General features: G+C 74.1%; 15 protein-coding genes. 8 read left to right on the top strand and 7 right to left on the bottom strand.

The window, feature by feature from the left end; translation table 11 throughout:
- Window positions 1-124: 124 nt before the first annotated feature.
- From ACZ6O5_RS07945 to ACZ6O5_RS07925, 5 genes are all read left to right on the top strand, one after another.
- Window positions 125-1,084 carry a phosphate acyltransferase PlsX gene (locus tag ACZ6O5_RS07945; RefSeq protein WP_465975902.1) on the top strand — a complete coding sequence of 320 codons (960 nt, stop codon included), beginning with the start codon at window positions 125-127 and terminating at the stop codon, window positions 1,082-1,084.
- Window positions 1,081-1,908 carry a ribonuclease III gene (gene rnc, locus ACZ6O5_RS07940; RefSeq protein WP_465975307.1) on the top strand — a complete coding sequence of 276 codons (828 nt, stop codon included), beginning with the start codon at window positions 1,081-1,083 and terminating at the stop codon, window positions 1,906-1,908. Before ACZ6O5_RS07945 ends, rnc begins: the two co-directional genes overlap by 4 nt.
- Complete coding sequence (gene mutM, locus ACZ6O5_RS07935) at window positions 1,901-2,758, top strand: bifunctional DNA-formamidopyrimidine glycosylase/DNA-(apurinic or apyrimidinic site) lyase (RefSeq protein WP_465975305.1); 858 nt, start codon at window positions 1,901-1,903, stop codon at window positions 2,756-2,758. Before rnc ends, mutM begins: the two co-directional genes overlap by 8 nt.
- Before the next feature lie 234 nt (window positions 2,759-2,992).
- Window positions 2,993-5,200, top strand: coding sequence for an MMPL family transporter (locus tag ACZ6O5_RS07930; protein ID WP_465975303.1), 2,208 nt, complete (start codon window positions 2,993-2,995; stop codon window positions 5,198-5,200).
- A gap of 207 nt (window positions 5,201-5,407) precedes the next feature.
- On the top strand, window positions 5,408-6,913 hold the full coding sequence (locus ACZ6O5_RS07925) for an MFS transporter (protein WP_465975301.1): 1,506 nt from the start codon (window positions 5,408-5,410) through the stop codon (window positions 6,911-6,913).
- Window positions 6,914-6,965: 52 nt separating this feature from the next.
- Here the strand turns inward: ACZ6O5_RS07925 and ACZ6O5_RS07920 are convergent, their stop codons facing one another.
- Window positions 6,966-7,838 carry an endo alpha-1,4 polygalactosaminidase gene (locus ACZ6O5_RS07920; RefSeq protein WP_465975299.1) on the bottom strand — a complete coding sequence of 291 codons (873 nt, stop codon included), beginning with the start codon at window positions 7,836-7,838 and terminating at the stop codon, window positions 6,966-6,968.
- Between the two features lie 78 nt (window positions 7,839-7,916).
- A complete protein-coding gene (locus ACZ6O5_RS07915; RefSeq protein ID WP_465975297.1) occupies window positions 7,917-9,272 on the bottom strand; it encodes a CAP domain-containing protein in 1,356 nt (451 codons plus the stop codon).
- Window positions 9,273-9,650: 378 nt separating this feature from the next.
- On the opposite strand from ACZ6O5_RS07915, the gene ACZ6O5_RS07910 reads away from it, so the two are divergent.
- The 3 genes from ACZ6O5_RS07910 (at window position 9,651) to ACZ6O5_RS07900 (ending at window position 14,307) form a co-directional block, all read left to right on the top strand.
- Window positions 9,651-9,845, top strand: coding sequence for a hypothetical protein (locus ACZ6O5_RS07910; RefSeq protein WP_107156252.1), 195 nt, complete (start codon window positions 9,651-9,653; stop codon window positions 9,843-9,845).
- A gap of 245 nt (window positions 9,846-10,090) precedes the next feature.
- Window positions 10,091-13,690: a chromosome segregation protein SMC gene (gene smc, locus ACZ6O5_RS07905; protein ID WP_465975296.1), complete on the top strand. Its 3,600-nt coding sequence runs from the start codon at window positions 10,091-10,093 to the stop codon at window positions 13,688-13,690.
- Entirely contained in the window at window positions 13,687-14,307 is a 621-nt protein-coding gene (locus tag ACZ6O5_RS07900; protein WP_281935730.1) for an HAD-IA family hydrolase, read from the top strand. Before smc ends, ACZ6O5_RS07900 begins: the two co-directional genes overlap by 4 nt.
- Window positions 14,308-14,320: 13 nt before the next feature.
- Here the strand turns inward: ACZ6O5_RS07900 and ACZ6O5_RS07895 are convergent, their stop codons facing one another.
- The 5 genes from ACZ6O5_RS07895 to ACZ6O5_RS07875 form a co-directional block, all read right to left on the bottom strand.
- Entirely contained in the window at window positions 14,321-14,857 is a 537-nt protein-coding gene (locus tag ACZ6O5_RS07895; RefSeq protein ID WP_465975294.1) for a DinB family protein, read from the bottom strand.
- Window positions 14,858-14,923: 66 nt separating this feature from the next.
- Window positions 14,924-15,412 carry a universal stress protein gene (locus ACZ6O5_RS07890; RefSeq protein WP_465975292.1) on the bottom strand — a complete coding sequence of 163 codons (489 nt, stop codon included), beginning with the start codon at window positions 15,410-15,412 and terminating at the stop codon, window positions 14,924-14,926.
- Entirely contained in the window at window positions 15,409-17,004 is a 1,596-nt protein-coding gene (locus ACZ6O5_RS07885; protein WP_465975290.1) for an MDR family MFS transporter, read from the bottom strand. Before ACZ6O5_RS07885 ends, ACZ6O5_RS07890 begins: the two co-directional genes overlap by 4 nt.
- A gap of 111 nt (window positions 17,005-17,115) precedes the next feature.
- A complete protein-coding gene (locus ACZ6O5_RS07880) occupies window positions 17,116-17,541 on the bottom strand; it encodes a MarR family winged helix-turn-helix transcriptional regulator (protein WP_107156104.1) in 426 nt (141 codons plus the stop codon).
- A gap of 13 nt (window positions 17,542-17,554) precedes the next feature.
- On the bottom strand, window positions 17,555-19,267 hold the full coding sequence (locus ACZ6O5_RS07875; RefSeq protein WP_465975288.1) for an alkaline phosphatase D family protein: 1,713 nt from the start codon (window positions 19,265-19,267) through the stop codon (window positions 17,555-17,557).
- Between the last annotated feature and the right edge of the window lie 11 nt (window positions 19,268-19,278).

The raw sequence follows: 19,278 nt of genomic DNA, 5'->3' as shown, positions 1-19,278 counted from the left end.
CCGAGTGACGCCCCCGACCACCGGTCGGGCGGCGCGCGCACCACGGCTCACGCCCGGTGCCCCGGCTCCCTCCGCCGCCGGCCGTTCCCCGGCCGGCGGGCCGACGGAGCCGGGCACCGCGCGGATCGCCGTCGACCTCCTCGGCGGGGACGATGCTCCCGCCGTCGTGGTTGACGGCGCTCTGCGGGCCGTGCGCACCGACCCTGACCTGCGCCTGATGCTCGTCGGCCCGACCGAGGTGGCCGACGGGCTGATCGCTGCGCTCGACCCGGCGCACCGCGCCCGGGTCACGGTCCGCCCCGTGCGGACCGCCGTCGGCATGGCCGACCATCCGACCGCCGCACGCGGCGAGAGCACGGTACGCACGGCCGTGCAGGCCGTCCACGACGGGCTCGCCGACGCGGTGGTCTCCGCCGGCTCGACCGGGGCCACCGTCACCGCCGCCGCGCTCGGCCTGGGCCGCTGGACCGGGGTGCGCCGACCCGCGCTGGTCGCCACGCTGCCGGCCGTCGCCGGGCCGGTGGTGCTGCTGGACGTCGGCGGCACGCTCGAACCCGGCCCCGCCACGCTGGTCCGGCACGCCGTCCTCGGCGCCGCCTACGCGGCGGTGGCGCACGGCGTCGTCGCACCCCGGGTGGGCCTGCTCTCCGTCGGCCACGAGGCCGGCAAGGGTGACCGCCTGCGCCGCGCCGCCGACCCGGCGCTCGCCGCCGTGCCGCTGCCCTGCGGCGCCCGCTACGTCGGTTTCGTCGAGGGGTTCGACCTGTCCCTGGGCGGTCGCGCCGACGTGGTGGTGACCGACGGCTTCACCGGCAACGTCCTGCTGAAGGCCATCGAGGGCGCGTACGCCATGGCCGGTGGTCCGCCGGTCGGCGGCGGCGCGCCGCGCGCGGCGGCCCTGCTCGGGGTGGCCGGCACGGTGGTGGTGTGCCACGGCTCGGCCGGCCCCGACGACGTCGCCTCGGGCATCGCGCTGGCCGCCCACCTCTGGCGTCGCGACGCCGCCGGCACGGTCCGTGCCCTGCTCGCCGAGATCCCGCACGATCCCGCACCTGACCGCAACGACACCGAGGTAGCACCATGACCAACGACAAGCGGCGGCGTGCTCCCGTCGGCCTCCTCGAGGCGGCCTTCGGGGTGTCGCTCGACCCGGAGCTGCTGGAACGCGCCCTGACCCACCGCTCGTACGCGTACGAGAACGGCGGGCTGCCCACCAACGAGCGGCTGGAGTTCCTCGGCGACTCGGTCCTCGGCGTGGTGATCACCACCGCGCTCTTCCACAACCACCCGGACCTGCCCGAGGGGCAGTTGGCGAAGCTGCGGGCCAGCGTGGTCAACATGCGCGCGCTGGCCGACGTGGCGCGCGGCCTCGGCCCGGACGGGCTGGGCGCGTACCTCCTGCTCGGCAAGGGCGAGGAGGCCACCGGCGGTCGGGACAAGGCGAGCATCCTGGCCGACACGCTGGAGGCGCTGCTCGGCGCCATCTACCTCCAGTACGGCCTGGACACCGCCGCCATCGTGATCCACCGCCTCTTCGACCCGCTGATGGCGGAGTCGGCCGGGCGGGGCGCGGCACTGGACTGGAAGACCAGCCTCCAGGAGTTGACCGCCGCGCTGGGGCTGGGCGTGCCGGAGTACCGGATCGAGGGCACCGGACCGGACCACCTGAAGACGTTCACCGCCTGGGTGGTGGTGGCCGGCAACCGGTACGGCGGCGCGGAGGGGCGCAGCAAGAAGGAGGCCGAGCAGCGGGCCGCCGAGTCGGCCTGGCGGATGCTCACCGAGCAGGCGGAGGCGACCGCGCGGGCGGAGGCCGAGGCGCGGGCCGAGGCCGAGGCGCGGGCAGCGGTCGAGGCCGGGGCGGCGGTCGACCCGGAGGACGCCGAGGCGGGCGCCGGCCGTGCCTGAGCTGCCCGAGGTCGAAACCGTCCGGCAGGGGCTGGCCGAGTGGGTGGTCGGCCGACGGATCAGCGCCGTCGAGGTGCGCCACCCCCGGGCGGTACGCCGGCACGCGCCGGGCGGCGCGCACTTCGCCGACGTGCTGGCCGGCCGGACGATCACCGACGTCCGCCGCCGGGGCAAGTATCTCTGGCTGCCGCTGGACAGCGGGGACGCGGTGATCGGCCACCTGGGCATGTCCGGGCAGTTGCTGCTGCAACCGGTCGGCGCGGCCGACGAGCTGCACCTGCGGGTCCGGTTCCGGTTCGCCGACGACGGCCCGGAGCTGCGCTTCGTCGACCAGCGCACGTTCGGCGGGCTGTCCGTCTCCGACGGCGGGGCGGAACTGCCGGCCGAGATCGCGCACATCGCCCGGGACCCGATGGACCCGGAGTTCTCCGACGACGCGTTCGTGGCCGCGTTGCGCCGCCGGCGTACGGAGGTCAAGCGGGCGCTGCTCGACCAGACGCTGGTCTCCGGCGTGGGCAACATCTACGCCGACGAGGCGCTGTGGCGGGCGAAGCTGCACGGCGCCCGACCGACCGACGCGTTGACCCGGCCGGCGGCGCTGCGGCTGCTCGGCCACGTGCGGGACGTGCTCGGCGAGGCGATCAAGCAGGGCGGCACCAGCTTCGACGAGCTGTACGTGAACGTCAACGGCGAGAGCGGCTACTTCGACAGGTCGTTGAACGCGTACGGCCGGGAGGGCGAGCCCTGCCCACGCTGTGGCGCGCCGATCCGGCGGGAGGCGTTCATGAACCGTTCCTCCTACAGTTGCCCGCGCTGCCAGCCGCGTCCCCGGGGCACGCTCCGGGGATGACCCCGAGCCGGTTCGGGGTTGCGCCGGTGTGCTGCGCCGGACCGGGGCCGGGACCCGCCACGATGTACCCTGAAATGCCCTTTTCCGCCCGACCGGCGCGGCCGGTTCCGGCCGCCCGGTAGGGCCAGCCCTATCGGGGAGGAGCCGGGGCCGTTCCCCGATGTCCGGGCTCCGTCGGCTGCCTAGCGTCTCCAGACGTCGGCACGGGGCCGACGGCTGGAGGGGGACCCGGATATGGGCAGGCGACCGGTGACCGTGCGGGTGGCACGGTGGAGTGCGGAGCATCCGTGGCGGGCCATCGCGCTGTGGGTGGTGTTCGTGGCGGTGTGCTTCCTCGGCGGCAACGCCGCCGGGCTGAACGAGGCCACCGACGCGGATCAGGCGATCGGCGAGTTCGGGCGGGCCGAGCTGATCGTCGACGACGGCGGCTTCCACCGGGCGGCCACCGAGAACGTGCTGATCACCGCGCGGTCCGGCGCGCTCGACCCGGCCGCGGCGAAGGCCGCCGCGCAGGACGCCGCGGACCGGCTGCGGCAGGTCGAGGGCGTCGCGTCGGTGGGTACGCCGATGCCGTCCCGGGACGGGAGCGCGCTGCTGCTGCCGATCACCATGTCCGGCGACCCGGAGACCGCCGGGGACCGGGTGGGGCCGCTGCGGGACGCCACCGCCGGTGTGCAGGCGGCCCATCCGGGGTTGCGGGTGGAGGAGGTCGGCGGCCCGTCGATCGACAAGGCGCTCGACGACACGCTCGGCAAGGACTTCAAGCGGGCCGAACTGCTCAGCCTGCCGGTGACGCTGGCCATCCTGATCATCGCGTTCGGCGCGTTGATCGCCGCCGGCGTGCCGGTGCTGCTCGCGCTCTCCTCGGTGGCCGCCGCGATGGGCCTCTCCACGCTCGCCTCGCACCTGGTGCCGGCCACCGACACCACGGCCAGCGTGATCCTGCTGATCGGCATGGCGGTGGGCGTCGACTACTCGCTGTTCTACGTGCGGCGCGAGCGCGAGGAACGGGCGAAGGGGCGGTCCGGCCTGGACGCGGTGGAGGTCGCGGCGGAGACGTCCGGGCACGCCGTGGTGGTCTCCGGCACCGCCGTGATCATCGCGATGGCCGGCTTGCTGCTCGCCCAGGACGCGATCTTCTCGTCGCTGGCGGTCGGCTCGATCCTGGTGGTCGCGGTGGCGGTGCTCGGCTCGCTGACCGTGCTGCCGGCGCTGCTGGCCAAGCTGGGCCGGTGGGTGGACCGGCCCCGGGTGCCGCTGCTGTGGCGGCTCACCACCCCGCGTCCCGGGCGGCGTCCCCGCTTCTGGCCGGCGGTGCTCCGGCCCGCGCTGCGCGCGCCGGTGGCCACCCTGCTGGTGTCGGTGGCGCTGCTGCTCGCCCTGGCCGCGCCCGCGCTGGGCATGAAGCTGAAGTTCCCCGGGACCGAGGACGTGCCGCGCACCACGGCGGCCATGCAGGCGTACGACCGGCTCGCGGCGGCCTTCCCGAGCAACGGCACCAGCCACACGGTGGCCGTGCGGGCGCCCGCCGACCAGGCCGACCGGGTGCGGGCCGCGCTCACCGGGCTGGCCGCCCGCACCAGCGCCGACCCGCTCTTCGCGCCGGCCGAGGGGGACGGCCCGGAGATCCGGGTGTCGACGGACCGGCGGGTGTCGGTGCTGGAGGTGGCCACCCCGTTCGCCAGCCGCTCGGACGAGGCGTCCCGCTCCCTGCACGAGCTGCGCGACGACCTGGTGCCGGCCGCCCTGGACGGCATTCCCGGCGTGGAGTACGCGGTCGGCGGCGGGGTGGCCGCCAGCGAGGACTACGCCGACCACATCTGGGCGAAGCTACCGGTGGTCGCGGCGTTCGTGCTGGCGCTGACGTTCCTGGTGATGGCCTGGACGTTCCGGTCGGTGGTGGTGGCGCTCACCTCGATCCTGCTGAACCTGCTCTCCGTCGGCGCCGCGTACGGGCTGCTGGTGCTGGTCTTCCAGAGCCACTGGGCGGAGGGGCTGCTCGGGTTCACCTCGATGGAGGCGATCGTCACCTGGCTGCCGCTGTTCCTGTTCGTGGTGCTGTTCGGGCTCTCCATGGACTACCACGTCTTCGTGGTCAGCCGGATCCGCGAGGCGGTGGACCGGGGCATGCCCAACCGGGAGGCGGTGGCGTACGGGATCACGTCCTCGGCGCCGGTGGTGACCAGCGCGGCGATCGTGATGGTCGGGGTCTTCTCGATCTTCGCCACGCTCAGCATGATCGACTTCAAGCAGCTCGGCATCGGGCTGGCGGCGGCGATCCTGCTGGACGCCACGATCATCCGCGCGGTGGTGCTGCCGTCGGTGATGACGCTGCTGGGTGACGCGAACTGGTGGGCGCCGCGGTTCCTGCGCCGCCGGGTGGCCGTCCCGCCGGCCGAGCCGCCGCCCGCGCCGGCGCCGGAACTGGTCGGCGCCCGCTGATCGAGGGGGGCCGGATCGTCCGATCCGGCCCCCCTCGCGACTCCCATGCGATTGCCATCCGGTTCCCAGCCGGCTCCCATCCAGCGGGGAAAGCCGAAGGCAGGATTAGTGCTGGTGGCCCCGGGGCATCTGGGCGGCCATGGATGAACAGCTCTCGCCGGAGGCGCTTACTTCCGCCCCGGCTCCCGAATCCCTCCGGCGGGCGTCATGAGCACCGACGTGTCGACCGGCACCGTCCGGACCAACGTCCCGGCCCGCCTCGACCGGCTGCCGTGGTCCCGCTGGCACTGGATGATCGTGATCGGTCTCGGGACGGTGTGGATCCTCGACGGTCTCGAGGTGACCATCGTCGGCAACCTGTCCGGGAAGCTGGCCGAGCCGGGCAGCGGTCTGGACATCACCCAGAGCCAGGTCACCGGCCTGGCCGCCGCGCTCTACGTGGCCGGCGCGTGCACCGGCGCGCTCTTCTTCGGCTGGCTCACCGACCGGTTCGGCCGCAAGAAGCTGTTCCTGCTGACGCTGGGGCTCTACCTGGTGGCCACCGCGCTCACCGCGCTCTCGTTCGACACCTGGTGGTTCTTCCTGTTCCGGTTCCTCACCGGCATGGGCATCGGCGGTGAGTACGCGGCCATCAACTCGGCCATCGACGAGCTGATCCCGGCCCGCCACCGCGGCCGGATCGACATCATCATCAACGGCACGTTCTGGCTCGGCGCGGCGGTCGGCGCGCTGCTGACCGTACCGCTGCTCAACGGCCTGCCGACAAACCTCGGCTGGCGGGTGGCGTTCGGCATGGGCGCGGTGCTCGGCGTGGTGATCCTGCTGGTCCGCCGGCACGTGCCGGAGAGCCCACGCTGGTTGTTCATCCACGGCCGGGCGGACGAGGCGAACCACCTCGTCGACTCGGTCGAGGCCGAGGTGGAACGGGAGACCGGCAGGGACCTCGCCGAGGCCGACAACTACATCGAGATCCGGCAGCGGAAGAGCACGAACTTCCTGGAGATCGCGAAGACGCTGTTCCGCCGCTACCCGAAGCGCGCCACGCTGGGCTTCTCGCTCTTCATCGGGCAGGCGTTCCTCTACAACGCGATCACGTTCGGCTTCGCCCAGATCCTGGAGACCTTCTTCGACGTCCCGCCCGGCAACAGCGGCTACTACTTCGCGGTCATCGCGGTCGGCAACCTGCTCGGCCCGCTGCTGCTCGGCAAGCTGTTCGACACGGTCGGCCGGGTGCCGATGATCGCCGGCTCGTACATCGGCTCGGGCGTGCTGCTGCTCGGCACCGCCTGGCTGTTCCACTCCGGCGTGCTCAGCGCGGTGACCATGACCGCCTGCTGGTGCGTGGTGCTCTTCTTCGCCTCGGCGGGGGCCAGCGCGGCGTACCTGACGGTCAGCGAGATCTTCCCGATGGAGACCCGGGCCATGGCGATCGCGTTCTTCTACGCGATCGGCACCGCCGCCGGTGGCATCACCGGCCCGCTGCTCTTCGCCAAGCTGGTCGGCAGCGGCCAGGTCGGCGACACCGTGATCGCGTTCGTCGTCGGCGCCACCATCATGATCATCGGTGGTCTGGTGGAGCTGGCGCTCGGCGTCAAGGCGGAGGGCAAGTCCCTGGAGGAACTGGCCACCCCGCTCAGCGCCGAGCACCCCGACCTGCCGTCGCAGCGCGACGCCGGCAGCCCGACCTCGACCACCGGCGCGAGCGCCGGCTGACCCCGACCACGCCCACCGCCCCCGCCCACGACGGGCGGGGGCGGTGCCGCGTTCACGGCAGCGGGCAGGGCGCCCGCCAGGCGTCGAGGGCGCGGTCCTTGCGGATCGACGCGAAGCCGTAGCCGACCGAGGTGACGCAGAACGTGGCCGGCTCGCCGAGGTACTCGACGTGGAAGACCGGCTTGTGCGCGTCGACGAACGGCAGCAGCTTCGCGCACTCGCGCCGGCGGACGCACTCCTGGTTGACCGCGAAGTCGAAGTCGGGCGCCAGCGCCGCCACCTGCGTCACGTCGTCGACCAGGCCGGGGGAGAGGTCGAACCGTCGGGCCAGCCCGGCCAGCCGACGGTTGAACAGCACCTGCTCGTCGAAGCCGAGCGGGAAACCGGAGCGGTGCCGGAAGCCGTCCACGTCGGACAGCGCCACCGCGCCGAAGCCCTTGCCCCGGCAGAGCCGGAACCGGTCGGCCAGCACCGGCTCCAGCGAGCCCCAGCGCCGGACGTCCAGGAACCGGCTACCGGGCCGACCCGGCACCGCCGCGCCGCGCACCGCGGCCGGGAAGCGGGTGGCGTCCGGGTCGCCTGTCGCGTACGTGCCGACCCGGACCTGACAGACCAGCCGGCGCCCCCTGGCCCGCAGCGCGGCGGTCTCGGTCGAGGTGGTGGCGACCGGGTCGAGGAGGAAGACGTCCGCCGCGACCGAGACGTCGACCGGGCCGGTGAGCTGCCACTGCCACGCCCAGCGACGGGCCAGCGCGGCCGGCCACGAGGTGGGGGCGCCGGGCGGCGGGGTGAGTTGGTCCCGGCAGCCCGGGAGCGGGGCGAGCAGCAGCGCGGTCAACGCCAGCGCCACGCCCCGGCGCGGTCCCCGTCGGCGGACGCGGACCGGCCGGGAGCGCGGCCCGGCGTACGCCGGCCGGATCCGCATCGACAGCTCCCCGGACGCGGGCGGCCCGACGCCGCCCCCGACCGGTCAACGAGCGCCGGCCCGGTCACGACGCGCCGGTCAGCGCGGGGTACCGAAGTCCTGCGTCCAGTACGGCCCGTTGCTGCGTGCGACGCCCACCCCGATCTCGGTGAACGAGCAGTTCAGGATGTTGGCCCGGTGGCCGGGGGAGTTCATCCAGGCGTCCATGACGGCGGCCGGGCTCTGCTGGTTCCAGGCGACGTTCTCGCCGTACGCCCGCCAGGCGTAGCCGGCCCGGTCGAGCCGCTGCCCGACGTCGCTGCCGTCGCTGCCGTCGTGGGTCATGGTCCTGTGGTCGGCCTGGTCCTGGCTGTGCCGCTGGGCGGCGAGCGTCAGCTTGGTGTCGACGCCGAGCGCCTTGCAGCCGGCCTTGGCACGCTCCTGGTTGACCAGGTCGACGACCTGCTGCAACTCGGCGCTGAGCCCGCCCGAGGAGGTGGTCCGGGCGGTGGTGCCGCTCGGCGCGCTGCTGCGCTGCTGCTGGCGCGACGGGGCGGTGGTCCGGCTCGGCTTCGGCGCGACCTTCCTGGTTGGGCTCGGCTTGGCGGTGGTCGGCGCGGTGGACGGGCTGGCGGACGCCGAGCCGGAGGCGGACGCGTCCGCGGCGGGCGTGGCGTCGGACTCCCCGGTCGGCGACGGGGCGGCGACCACCGGCGCGTCCACGGCGGCCCGCTCGGCCGGCCCGTCGTCGCCGGGCAGCAGCACCGCGCCCACGCCCAGGCTCACCACGAGGGTGGCCGCGGCGGCGGCGCCACCGATCACGAACGGACGGGACAGCCGCCGCTTCGGCCGGTGCCGGTCGTCGTCGGCCGGGGTGTCGGTCACCGGCTGCCAGGCGGCGGTGGGCTGCTCCCACCCGCCGGCCGGCTCCTCGCCGTTCCAGCGGTCCCGGCCCGCCGGGTAGCTGTCGCCCGGCGCGTACGGCGCCCGGGGGTCGTACGCCGGCTGCGCCTGGGCGTGGCCGGGCGCGGCGGCGGGGCCGTAGCCCGGCTGGTCGTAGCGGGACTGGTCGTAGCCGGCGGACTGGTCGTAGCCGGGCTGGTCGTAGCCGGCGGTCCGGTCGTAGCCGGGCGCGGCGGCGGGGCCGTACCCCGGCTGGTCGCCGTGGCTGTGGCCAGGAGCCGGGCCGTACCCCGGCTCGGCCGGGTGGCCCCAGCCCGGGTGCGCCTCGGTGGCGTCGGCCGGGCCGTGGCCGGGCCGGGCGGTGTCGCCGTAGCGGCCGGCGTCGAGGGTGGGCGGCAGGTGGCCGGCGGGCGGCTGCCCGGACTCGTCCCCGAAGAGGTACGACGACCGCGGCTCGGGCCGGTCGGTGAGCCAGGCCGGACCCTGGTCGGTCGGCGGCTCCGGGCGCCGGGAGGCGTCGTCCGGGTCGATCGGGTCGGTCCAGCGGTACACGCCTGTCGCCTCCACGGGTCGGTTGCGGGCCGGGGTGACGCTACGGGCGCGGTCCGAGCAGCGGCAACGTGGCTAAGAAAGAGTTAAGGCGAACCGGGCGGGAAGGGGGAGGTGTTCCCGGACACCCGGGCGTACAGTGAAGGCGTCCGGACAGAGCGTGTCCGCGCCCTTTGTGGCAGCCCCCCGGTGAGTGGCCCGGCCGACGTGGAGATGATCTACGGCCTGCGGCAACTTGACGAAGGAGGGGGGTTCGGCTCAATATATAGGTGTCGCCAGTCGCGCCCAGCCATGTCCCGATACACAGCGGGAATGGCAGCCGCGAACATCATGGGCGCGCGTTGGCCGGCCTTTCCGGCAGCGCATATCGAGGAGTTCAGCATGGCGAAGGCCCTCTACGGCCACGTAGGTGCAGCGTCCGACCGGCGTCTGCTCGACGAGGTCACCCGACTGCGTGCCAGGGTTCAGGCACTGGAATTCGAGATCACGCGTCTGCGTGCCGAGAACGATCGGCTCGCGGCGGCGGCAGCGGAGGCCGACGACCTCCTCCGTCTCGCCGAGCCCGCGCTGACCTGAGTTCCAGTTGTCAGAAAACTGAATCGCACCACACCGAAAAGCGCGCCGACACACTTCAGTGCCGGCGCGCAGCCATGTGCGTACCCTTTCCGCAATTATCGATCTTGCGGGGCGGTCCGGAATTGCGCCGGCGGAAACCGGGTGGGTCGCGTGCCGGCGGCGTCCCGGTCGCGGGTTAGTCTGCGGGTTCACCAGGTCCGCGGCTCCGGCGACGGTACGGCGGCCACCGGACGAGGATCGAGAAGGTGCATCTCAAGAGCCTGACGGTGAGGGGCTTCAAGTCCTTCGCCTCCGCCACGACGTTGAAGCTGGAGCCCGGGATCACCTGCGTGGTCGGTCCGAACGGCTCCGGCAAGTCCAACGTCGTCGACGCCATCGCCTGGGTGCTCGGCGAGCAGGGCGCCAAGGCGCTGCGCGGCGGCAAGATGGAGGACGTCATCTTCGCCGGCACCGCCGGACGGGCCCCGCTGGGCCGGGCCGAGGTCACCCTCACCATCGACAACACCGACGGCGCGCTGCCGATCGAGTACACCGAGGTCTCCATCACCCGCCGGATGTTCCGCTCCGGCGAGAGCGAGTACGAGATCAACGGCGACTCCTGCCGCCTGCTCGACATCCAGGAGCTGCTCTCCGACTCGGGCATCGGCCGGGAGATGCACATCATCGTCGGGCAGGGCCGGCTCGACGGCATGCTGCACGCCAAGCCGGAGGACCGGCGGTCGTTCATCGAGGAGGCGGCCGGCGTCCTCAAGCACCGCAAGCGCAAGGAGAAGGCGCTGCGGAAGCTCGACGCGATGCAGGTGAACCTCAACCGGCTCACCGACCTCACCGCCGAGCTGCGCCGCCAGCTCAAGCCGCTGGGCCGGCAGGCCGAGGTGGCCCGGCGGGCCGCCGCCATCCAGGCCAACCTGCGCGACGCCCGGCTCCGGCTGCTCGCCGACGACCTGCACACACTGCGGACCACGCTGGACAAGGAGATCGCCGACGAGACCGCGCTGCGCGAGCGGCGCGAGCAGATCGAGGGCGAGCACGGCGAGGTGCAGGGCCGCCTCGGTGAGCTGGAGGCGGCCCTGGCCGAGGACGCCCCGCTGCTGGCGGCGGCCCAGGACACCTGGTACAAGCTCTCCGCGTTGCAGGAGCGGTTCCGGTCCATCGAACAGCTCGCCCGGGAGCGCCTGCGGCACCTCAGCGCCACCGGCGACGACGAGCGGCCCGGCCGCGACCCGGAGCAACTCGAGGCGGAGTCGCTGCGGGTCCGCGAGCAGGAGGAGGAACTGCGCGCCGCGCTCACCGACGACCAGATCCGGCTCGCCGAGGCGGTCGAGCACCGGCAGGAGCTGGAACGGCAGCTCGCCGCCGCCGAACGGGAGCTGGTGGCCGCCGCCAAGGCCATCGCCGACCGGCGCGAGGGGCTGGCCCGGCTGACCGGCCAGGTGAACTCCGCCCGGGCGCGGACCACGAGCGCCGGCGAGGAGATCGAACGGCTCGCCGCCGCGCACGAGGACGCGCTGGGCCGCGCCGAGAAGGCGCAGGCCGACCTGGACGCGGTCGCCGAGCAGTCCACCGAGGCGGACCGGGACAACGCCGACCTGGACGCCCGGCACGCCGAGGCGGTGGCCGCGCACGAGCGGGCCCAGGCGACCGCGCGCGGTCTCGTCGATGCCGAGCGGGCCGCCGAGAAGGACGCCGCCACCTGGAAGGCCCGGGAGGAGGCGCTCGCGCTCGGCCTGCGTCGCAAGGACGGCGCCGGGGCGCTGCTGGCCCGCGCCGACCAGGTGCCCGGCCTGCTCGGCAGCCTCGCCGGGCTGCTCACCGTGGCCCCCGGCGACGAGGCGGCGCTCGCCGCCGCGCTGGGTGGGCTCGCCGACGCGGTCGCGGTCACCGGCGTGGACGAGGCCGTCGAGGCGATGCGGCTGCTCAAGATCTCCGACGCCGGCCGGGCCGGGCTGCTGGTCGGCAGCCCCGCCGGGCCCGGCATGGACGGCTCGGCGGACGCGCTGCGCCCGAAGCTGCCCGAGAGCGCCCGCTGGGCGCCCGACCTGGTGGAGTGCGCGGCCGGGATCCGCCCGGCCGTGCACCGGGCGCTGCGGGACGTGGCGCTCGTCGACGACCTGGCCGCCGCCGCCGAGCTGGTCGCCGTGAACCCGGAGCTACGCGCGGTCACCCCGGACGGCGACGTGGTCGGGGCGTACGCGGCGGCCGGCGGGTCGGCGAAGGCACCCAGCTTCATCGAGGTGCAGGCCGCGGTCGAGGAGGCCCGCACCAACCGGGCCACCGCCGAGCACACCGCGGCCGAGCTGCGGGAACAACTGGTCGAGGCGCGGGCCGAGGTGACCGCCGCGAAGGAGGCCGTGCAGCACGCCGCCGCCGCCAAGCGGGAGGCGGAGAGCCACCGCAACGCCGCCGCCCGACGTCTCGCCGAGCTGGGCGCGGCCGCCCGGTCGGCCAAGGCGGAGACGGACCGGCTCGGTGACTCCCGGGCCCGCGCCGAGGCGGCCCGGGAGCGGGACCTGACGGCCCTGGCCGAGCTGGCGGAGCGGCTGCGGCTGGCCGAGGTCACCCCGATCGACGCCGAACCGTCGACCGAGGAACGCGACCAGCTCGCCGCCATGGTGCCGCCGGCCCGGCAGAACGAGATGGAGGTCCGGCTCGCGGTGCGTACCGCCGAGGAGCGGGTCTCCTCGATCGCCGGCCGGGCCGACTCGCTGGCCCGGCAGGCGACCGCCGAACGCGCCGCGCGGGAGCGCGCGGCGGCCCGCCGCGCGGCCCGCACCCGCGGCGCGGAGATCGCCCGCGCCGTGGTCGGCGGCGCCCGCGAGGCGCTCACCCGGCTCACCGTCTCGCTCTCCCGGGCCGAGGAGCACCGGGACGCCGTCGCCCGCGAGCGCGCCGCCCGCGAGGCCGAGCTGTCCGAGGTACGCGGCGCGGCCAAGCGCCTCGCCGCCGAGCTGGAGCGCCTCACCAGCCAGGTGCACCGGGACGAGGTGGCCCGCGCCGAGCAGCGGATGCGCATCGAGCAGTTGGAGGCGAAGGCCGCCGAGGACTTCGGTCTGGACGTGCCCACGCTGGTCGCCGAGTACGGCCCGGCGCAGCTCGTGCCGCCGACCGACGCGGACGTCGCGCAGGCCGAGAAGGACGGCCGGCCGGTGCCCGAGCCGGTCCGCTACGAGCGGCCGGCGCAGGAGAAGCGGGCCGCCAAGGCGGAACGGGAACTGGCCCTGCTCGGCAAGGTGAACCCGCTCGCGCTGGAGGAGTTCGCCGCGCTGGAGGAGCGCTTCAAGTTCCTCTCGGAGCAGCTGGAGGACCTCAAGGCCACCCGGCGGGACCTGCTCACCGTGGTCAAGGACGTGGACGACCGGATCCTGGAGGTCTTCGCCAGCGCGTTCGAGGACACCGCCCGCGAGTTCGAGCAGGTCTTCACCGTGCTCTTCCCCGGTGGCGAGGGCCGGCTGGTGCTCACCGACCCGGAGGACCTGCTCACCACCGGCGTCGAGGTCGAGGCCCGGCCGCCGGGCAAGAGGATCAAGCGGCTCTCGCTGCTCTCCGGCGGCGAGCGGTCGCTGACCGCGGTGGCCATGCTGGTGGCGATCTTCCGCGCTCGGCCCAGCCCGTTCTACATCATGGACGAGGTGGAGGCGGCGCTCGACGACGTCAACCTGGGCCGGCTGATCACGCTGATGGCACAGTTGCGGGAGAAGAGCCAGCTGATCGTCATCACCCACCAGAAGCGGACCATGGAGATCGCCGACGCGCTCTACGGCGTGACGATGCGCAGCGGCGTGACCCAGGTGATCAGCCAGCGGCTCAACCGGGCCGAGGACGACGGGCAGGAGACAGACGAGTGAGTCGGGAACGCGCCACGGCGCTCCTGGTGGATTTCGACGGCGTGCTGCGCCGCTGGGACCCGGCGGTGGCCGCCGGCGTCGAGCGGGAGTACGGGCTCACCGAGGGGGTCCTCGGCGAGATCGCGATGTCCTGGGGGCTGCTCCAACCGGTGCTCACCGGCCGGATGAGCCACGCCGCGTGGATGGCGAGCGTGGCGGACGCGCTGACCCCGTCGGTCGGTGACCCGGCCCGGGCCCGCGCGGCGGTCGAGGCGTGGCAGCGCTACCGCGGGGAGGTGGACCCCGACGTGCTCGCGTTCGTCCGCGAGGTGCGGGCGGCCGGCATCCGGGTCGGGTTGGGCACCAACGCCACCGACCTGCTCGACGCCGACCTGGCCGCGCTGGACCTGACCGACGAGCTGGACGTGGTGGTCAACTCCTCGGTGATCGGTGTGCACAAACCGGCGAAGGAGTACTTCCAGGCCGCCTGCGCGGCGCTGGACACGCCGCCGGGCCGGGTGCTCTTCGTCGACGACCAGGACCGCGCGGTGGCCGGTGCCCGGGTCGCCGGCCTCTCCGCGCACCGGTGGAGCGGGCCGGCCGACCTGCGCTACCTGCGCGCCGCGCTGGCGTACTGAACCGGGGTGCGGCTCAGCTCCCGGTGACGCCGTCGATGCGTTCCCGGATCAGGTCGGCGTGGCCGTTGTGCCGGGCGTACTCCTCGATCATGTGCACGTAGACCCAGCGGAGGCTGATCTCGTGGAACCCGTCGCCGTCGCGGCGGCGGTGCGGGAAGGTGTGCTCCAGCGGCAGGTCGGCCACCGCCCGGTCAGCCGCCTCGATCTCGGCGGCCAGCGTGGCGAGCGCCTCGGCCGGGTCGGCGTCGGCGATGTCGTTGAGGTCGGCGTCCGGGTCCTTGTCGTAGTCGTACATGTCGGGCAGTTCCATGCCGGTGGCGCGGACCCGGAACCACCAGCGCTCCACGTCGGCCATGTGCCGGACCAGGCCGAGCAGGGTCAGCCCGGAGGGCTCGACGCTGCGGGTGCGCAGTTGCTCGGCGGTCAGCCCGGCGCACTTGAGGCGCAGGGTGTCGCGGTGGTTGTCCAGCCAGCCCTGGAGCATGGCGCGTTCGTCGGCGACGAAGGGCTCGTGGCGGCGGTCGATCTCGGGTGCGGTCCAGGTTGTCATCCCGGCGATGTTAGGAGGGGGCCCGGGTACAACGCGAGGCGTTAACCGGGGGCCCCTCCTTACACCTCAGGGCACCACGACGACCGGCCAGCGGCCGGCGCGCACCAGGCGGGTGGCGACGGAGCCGACCAGCTTGTGCCCGGCCTGCTCGGAGGAGCCGACCACGACCAGGTCGGCGCGGTGCTCGTCGGCGGCCCGGCACAGCTCGGCGTACGCGTCGCCGCGCCGGCTCAGGAACGTCACCGGCAGGGCCAGCTCCTCGGCCCCGCGCCGGCACTCGGCGCGCAGCTCGTCGGCCAGCTCGTCGTGGGTCTGCTGCACCGCGCCGGCCACCACCCCGGACATGATGCCGCTGTACGGGGCCGGCGAGCTGACGAACACCACCACCAGGCCGGCGCCCTGCCGGCGGGCCAGCCCGGCGGCGTACGAGGCGGCCCGCATCGAGGTGCGGCTGCCGTCCACGCCGACCAGCACCACCCGGGGCCCGTCGGTGCCCCGCTCGTAGGGCAGCGGCCGGGCCCGCGGGCCGTACCGCTCGCGTTCCGGCGCGTTCACCGGGCCACCGGGGCGGCGGCCGGGGCCACCTCCGGCTCGATCCCGGTCGGGGCCGGGTCGGCGTTGGTGCGGCGCAGCGGCACCTCCCGGATCAGCACCACCGCGAGCAGGGCGAGCAGCCCGAACGGGGCGGCGGCCAGGAAGATGTCCCCGGCGCCGTGCCCGTACGCGGACTCGACCACGGTGCGGATCGGGGCGGGCAGCGTGTGCACGTCCGGCAGCGCGCCGCCGCCTCCGGAGGCGGGCGCGGGGACGCCCAGCCGGCTCAGCCCGTCGGCGAGGTAGCCGGTGACCCGGTGGCCGAGCAGCGCGCCGAGCGCGCTGACACCGACCGCGCCGCCGAGGCTGCGGAAGAACGCCACCACGGAGCTTGCCGCGCCCAGCTCGTGCGTGCCGACCGTGTTCTGCACGGCCAGCACCAGGTTCTGCATGGTCATGCCGAGGCCCAGGCCGATCAGCGCCATGAAGATCGCGAGCCGCCAGTACGGCGTGTCCACCCGCATGCCACCCATCAGCGCGAAGCCGGCGGTGAGCAGCAGTGAACCGGTCACCAGCCAGCGCTTCCAGCGGCCGGTGCTGGTGATGATCCGGCCCACCAAGGTCGAGGCGACCAGCAGGCCGCCGATCATCGGCAGCGTCATCAGGCCGGCCATGGTCGGGCTCTCGCCGCGGCTGATCTGGAAGTACTGGCCGAGGAAGACCGAGGAGCCGAACATGCCGACGCCGACCGCGACGCTGGCCACCACGGCGAGCGTGATGGTGCGGTTGCGGAACAGGCGCGGCGGGATCATCGGCTCGGCGGCGCGCTGCTCGACCCGCACCGCGAGCACCCCGAGCAGCACCGCGCCGGTCACCATGGCCGCGCTGGTCCAGGAGATCCAGTCGTACCGGTCGCCGGCCAGGGTGATCCAGATCAGCAGCAGCGAGACGGCGGCGGTGATCAGCGTGGCGCCCCACCAGTCGATGGTGACCTTCCGCTTCACCACGGGCAGGTGCAGCGTCTTCTGGAGCACGATCAGCGCGAGCACGGCGAACGGCACGCCGACGTAGAAGCACCAGCGCCAGCCGAGCCAGTCGGTGTCGACGATCACGCCGCCGATCAGCGGGCCGCCGATGGTGCCGACCGCCATCACCGCGCCGAGGTAGCCGCTGTACCGGCCGCGCTCGCGGGGAGCGATCATCGTCGCCATGATCACCTGGGCCAGCGCGGTGAGCCCGCCCGCGCCGACGCCCTGCACCACGCGGCAGGCGATCAGCTCACCGGTGGTCTGGGCCTGCCCGGCCAGCACCGAGCCCAGCACGAAGACCGTCAGGGCGAGCTGCACCAGGATCTTCTTGCTGGTCAGGTCCGCGAGCTTGCCCCAGATCGGGGTGGTCGCGGTGGTGGCCAGCAGCGTCGAGGTGACCACCCAGGTGTACGCGGACTGGCTGCCGTGCAGGTCGGTGATGATCCGTGGCAGCGCGTTCGAGACGACCGTGGAGGAGAGGATCGCGACGAACATGCCCAGCAGCAGGCCGGAGAGCGCCTCCAGGATCTGCCGGTGGGACATGCCGACGGCGGGGGCCCGGGTGGACACGGTCGCCTGGGTCATCGTGGGTTGCCTCCGAGAGGGGAGAGAAATGGGTGCCTCGGGCAACCGTACGGTTTGGTTGCCTTGAGCAACAACCGTGGGTGATGCGTCTCCTATTCCCGCCTGAGCAGGTCAGAACGTCTCGTTGAAGCGGTGCATCAGCCGGGCGAACGCGGCCACGTCCTCGGCCGGCCAGCTCTCCAGCGACCGCCGGATCTGCCCGAGCCGGGCCGCCCGCGCCGCGTCGAACCGCCGGGTGCCCTCCTCGGTGAGGCTGAGCTGGGCGGCCCGCCGGTCGGTCGGGTCCGGGTCGCGACGCACCAGGCCCAGCGTCTCCAGGCCGCCGATCTGCCGGCTCAGCGTGCCCTTGCCGATGCCCAGCTTCACGGCCAGGTCGGTGAGCCGGATCTGACCGGAGCGGCGCAGCCAGAGCAGCAACCCGTAGGCGTTCGGCTCCAGGTTCGGGTGGACCTCGCGGGCGATCTCCCAGGACAGCGCCCGGCCGCGGCGCAGCAGCGCGGTCAACTCGTGTTCCACGGCCCGCAGCGTCTCGTCCACGGTCAGAGGGTACTCATCCCTCGTCGCTGAGCTGCTGGCGTGCCACCGGCCGCAACTCGCCCTGACTGGTGGTGCCCTCGATCACCACGGCGGACGACCGGCCCCGGTGGGTGAGCGTGGCCACCGCGTTGCCGAAGTACGGCCCGGCGAGCTTGCGCCACCGCACCGGCGGCCGGCGCACCCCGGCCGACCGGGCCAGCGCCCGGGTCGCCCCGGCCGGGCCCGGGTTCCAGCCCAGCGTCATCAGCGGGCGCATCGCGGCCGGCACCTGGTTGTGGATCGGCGAGCAGGTGAGCTGGTGCACCGGCGTCTGCACGCCGCGGTCGGCGAACCGGGCCCGGGCCACGTACGAGTGGTGCACGTCGCCGGAGAGCACGCTGATCGACGCCGGCCGCGGGTACGCCGGACCGGCGCCCACCCGGGCGCCGGTGCGCGCCGCGGCGCCGCTGCCCAGCCGGGCGAACAGCTCGCCGAGCGCCTCGAACGAACGCCGGAACGCCGCCCAGTGCTCCAGGTCCCAGGCCCGGCGCATCTGCTCGGCCAGCCGCGCCACCCAGGGCCGGTCGGAGTCGGCCAGGCGCTCGTTCCACGCCTCCACGTGGTGGATGCCCGGCGGCAGCAGCCACGGCAGCGAGGTGCCCACCACCAGGTGGTCGTAGGCGCCGTGCGCCTGGTCCAGGAACCACGACCACTCGCCCGGCGGCAGCATCGCCCGGCTGCCCGGCAGCAGCACCCGGCTGGAGCGGTTGTCCAGCATCACCAGGCGGGTGCGCCCCAGGTCCAGGGCGTAACTCCACTGGTACTGCACGGCCCGCCAGCGCTCGGTGTCGTGCGCCAGATCGGCCTCGGTGTCCACCCGTGCGCCGAACTCGTGCAGCACGCCCGTGGCGTCCTCGGCGGCCACCACCTTGGCGTACACCGGGTCGGCGGCGATCTCGTCCGGGCTGAGGTTGCCCAGGTGCTGATAGACCCAGTAGGAGGCGAGGCCGCTGCGGATCCGCTCGGCCCACCACGGCTCCTCACGCATGTCCGCCCGCCAGGACTGCGAGGTGTTCCAGTCGTCGATGACCTCGTGGTCGTCGAAGATCATCACGCTCGGCACGGTGGAGAGCAGCCAGCGGATCTCCGGATCCCGCCAGGACTCCAGATACAGCTTCGTGTACTCGTCGAAGCTGACCACCTGCGTCGCCGGGGCGTCCTTCGGCCGCCGCCGACGCCGCTTGAGCAGCTTGCGCACGGTCGGTGAGGTCTCGTCCGCGTAGACCTGGTCACCGAGCAGCACCAGCAGGTCGGGCAGCGTGTTCTCCTCGGGCGCGGCCATCACCCGCCGGGCGTACGCGTCGAGCGCGTCCGGCGGCAGCTTGCGCGCGGTGGAGTGCTGGGTGGTCTCCCGGCAGGAGCCGAACACCAGGCGCACCGGCTGGTCGGCGTCGTCGGCCGCGCGGGTGCGGATCACGCTGGGCGGGAACGCGCTGTCCGGCAGCGGCCAGGCCGCCTCGTCGTCGATCAGCACCTGGTATTCGGTGGCGCTGTCCGGGGTGAGGCCGGTAACCACCACGATCGCGTAGTGGTGGTCGTACGCGGAGAAGGTGGGCGCGCTGCCGGTGGCGCCGTCGGCCGTGCGGACGGTGACCACGGCGGGCGCGCTGGTCTCCACCCAGACCGTCGCCCGCGTGTCGACGACCCGACGCAGCAGTGGGCCGATGAGCAGGCGGGAACCGGGCACGGCGTCTACCT

The sequence above is a fragment of the Micromonospora sp. NPDC049201 genome, assembly GCF_055586805.1.
This window is presented reverse-complemented; position numbering and strand designations above follow the sequence as displayed.

What these genes read in the sequence shown, in the direction of transcription:
- rnc (WP_465975307.1), top strand. Translation starts at nt 1,081, where the DNA reads ATGACCAACGACAAGCGGCGGCGTGCTCCCGTCGGCCTCCTCGAGGCG.
- ACZ6O5_RS07930 (WP_465975303.1), top strand. Translation starts at nt 2,993, where the DNA reads ATGGGCAGGCGACCGGTGACCGTGCGGGTGGCACGGTGGAGTGCGGAG.
- ACZ6O5_RS07925 (WP_465975301.1), top strand. Translation starts at nt 5,408, where the DNA reads ATGAGCACCGACGTGTCGACCGGCACCGTCCGGACCAACGTCCCGGCC.
- ACZ6O5_RS07920 (WP_465975299.1), bottom strand. Translation starts at nt 7,838, where the DNA reads ATGCGGATCCGGCCGGCGTACGCCGGGCCGCGCTCCCGGCCGGTCCGC.
- ACZ6O5_RS07910 (WP_107156252.1), top strand. Translation starts at nt 9,651, where the DNA reads ATGGCGAAGGCCCTCTACGGCCACGTAGGTGCAGCGTCCGACCGGCGT.
- ACZ6O5_RS07895 (WP_465975294.1), bottom strand. Translation starts at nt 14,857, where the DNA reads ATGACAACCTGGACCGCACCCGAGATCGACCGCCGCCACGAGCCCTTC.
- ACZ6O5_RS07885 (WP_465975290.1), bottom strand. Translation starts at nt 17,004, where the DNA reads ATGACCCAGGCGACCGTGTCCACCCGGGCCCCCGCCGTCGGCATGTCC.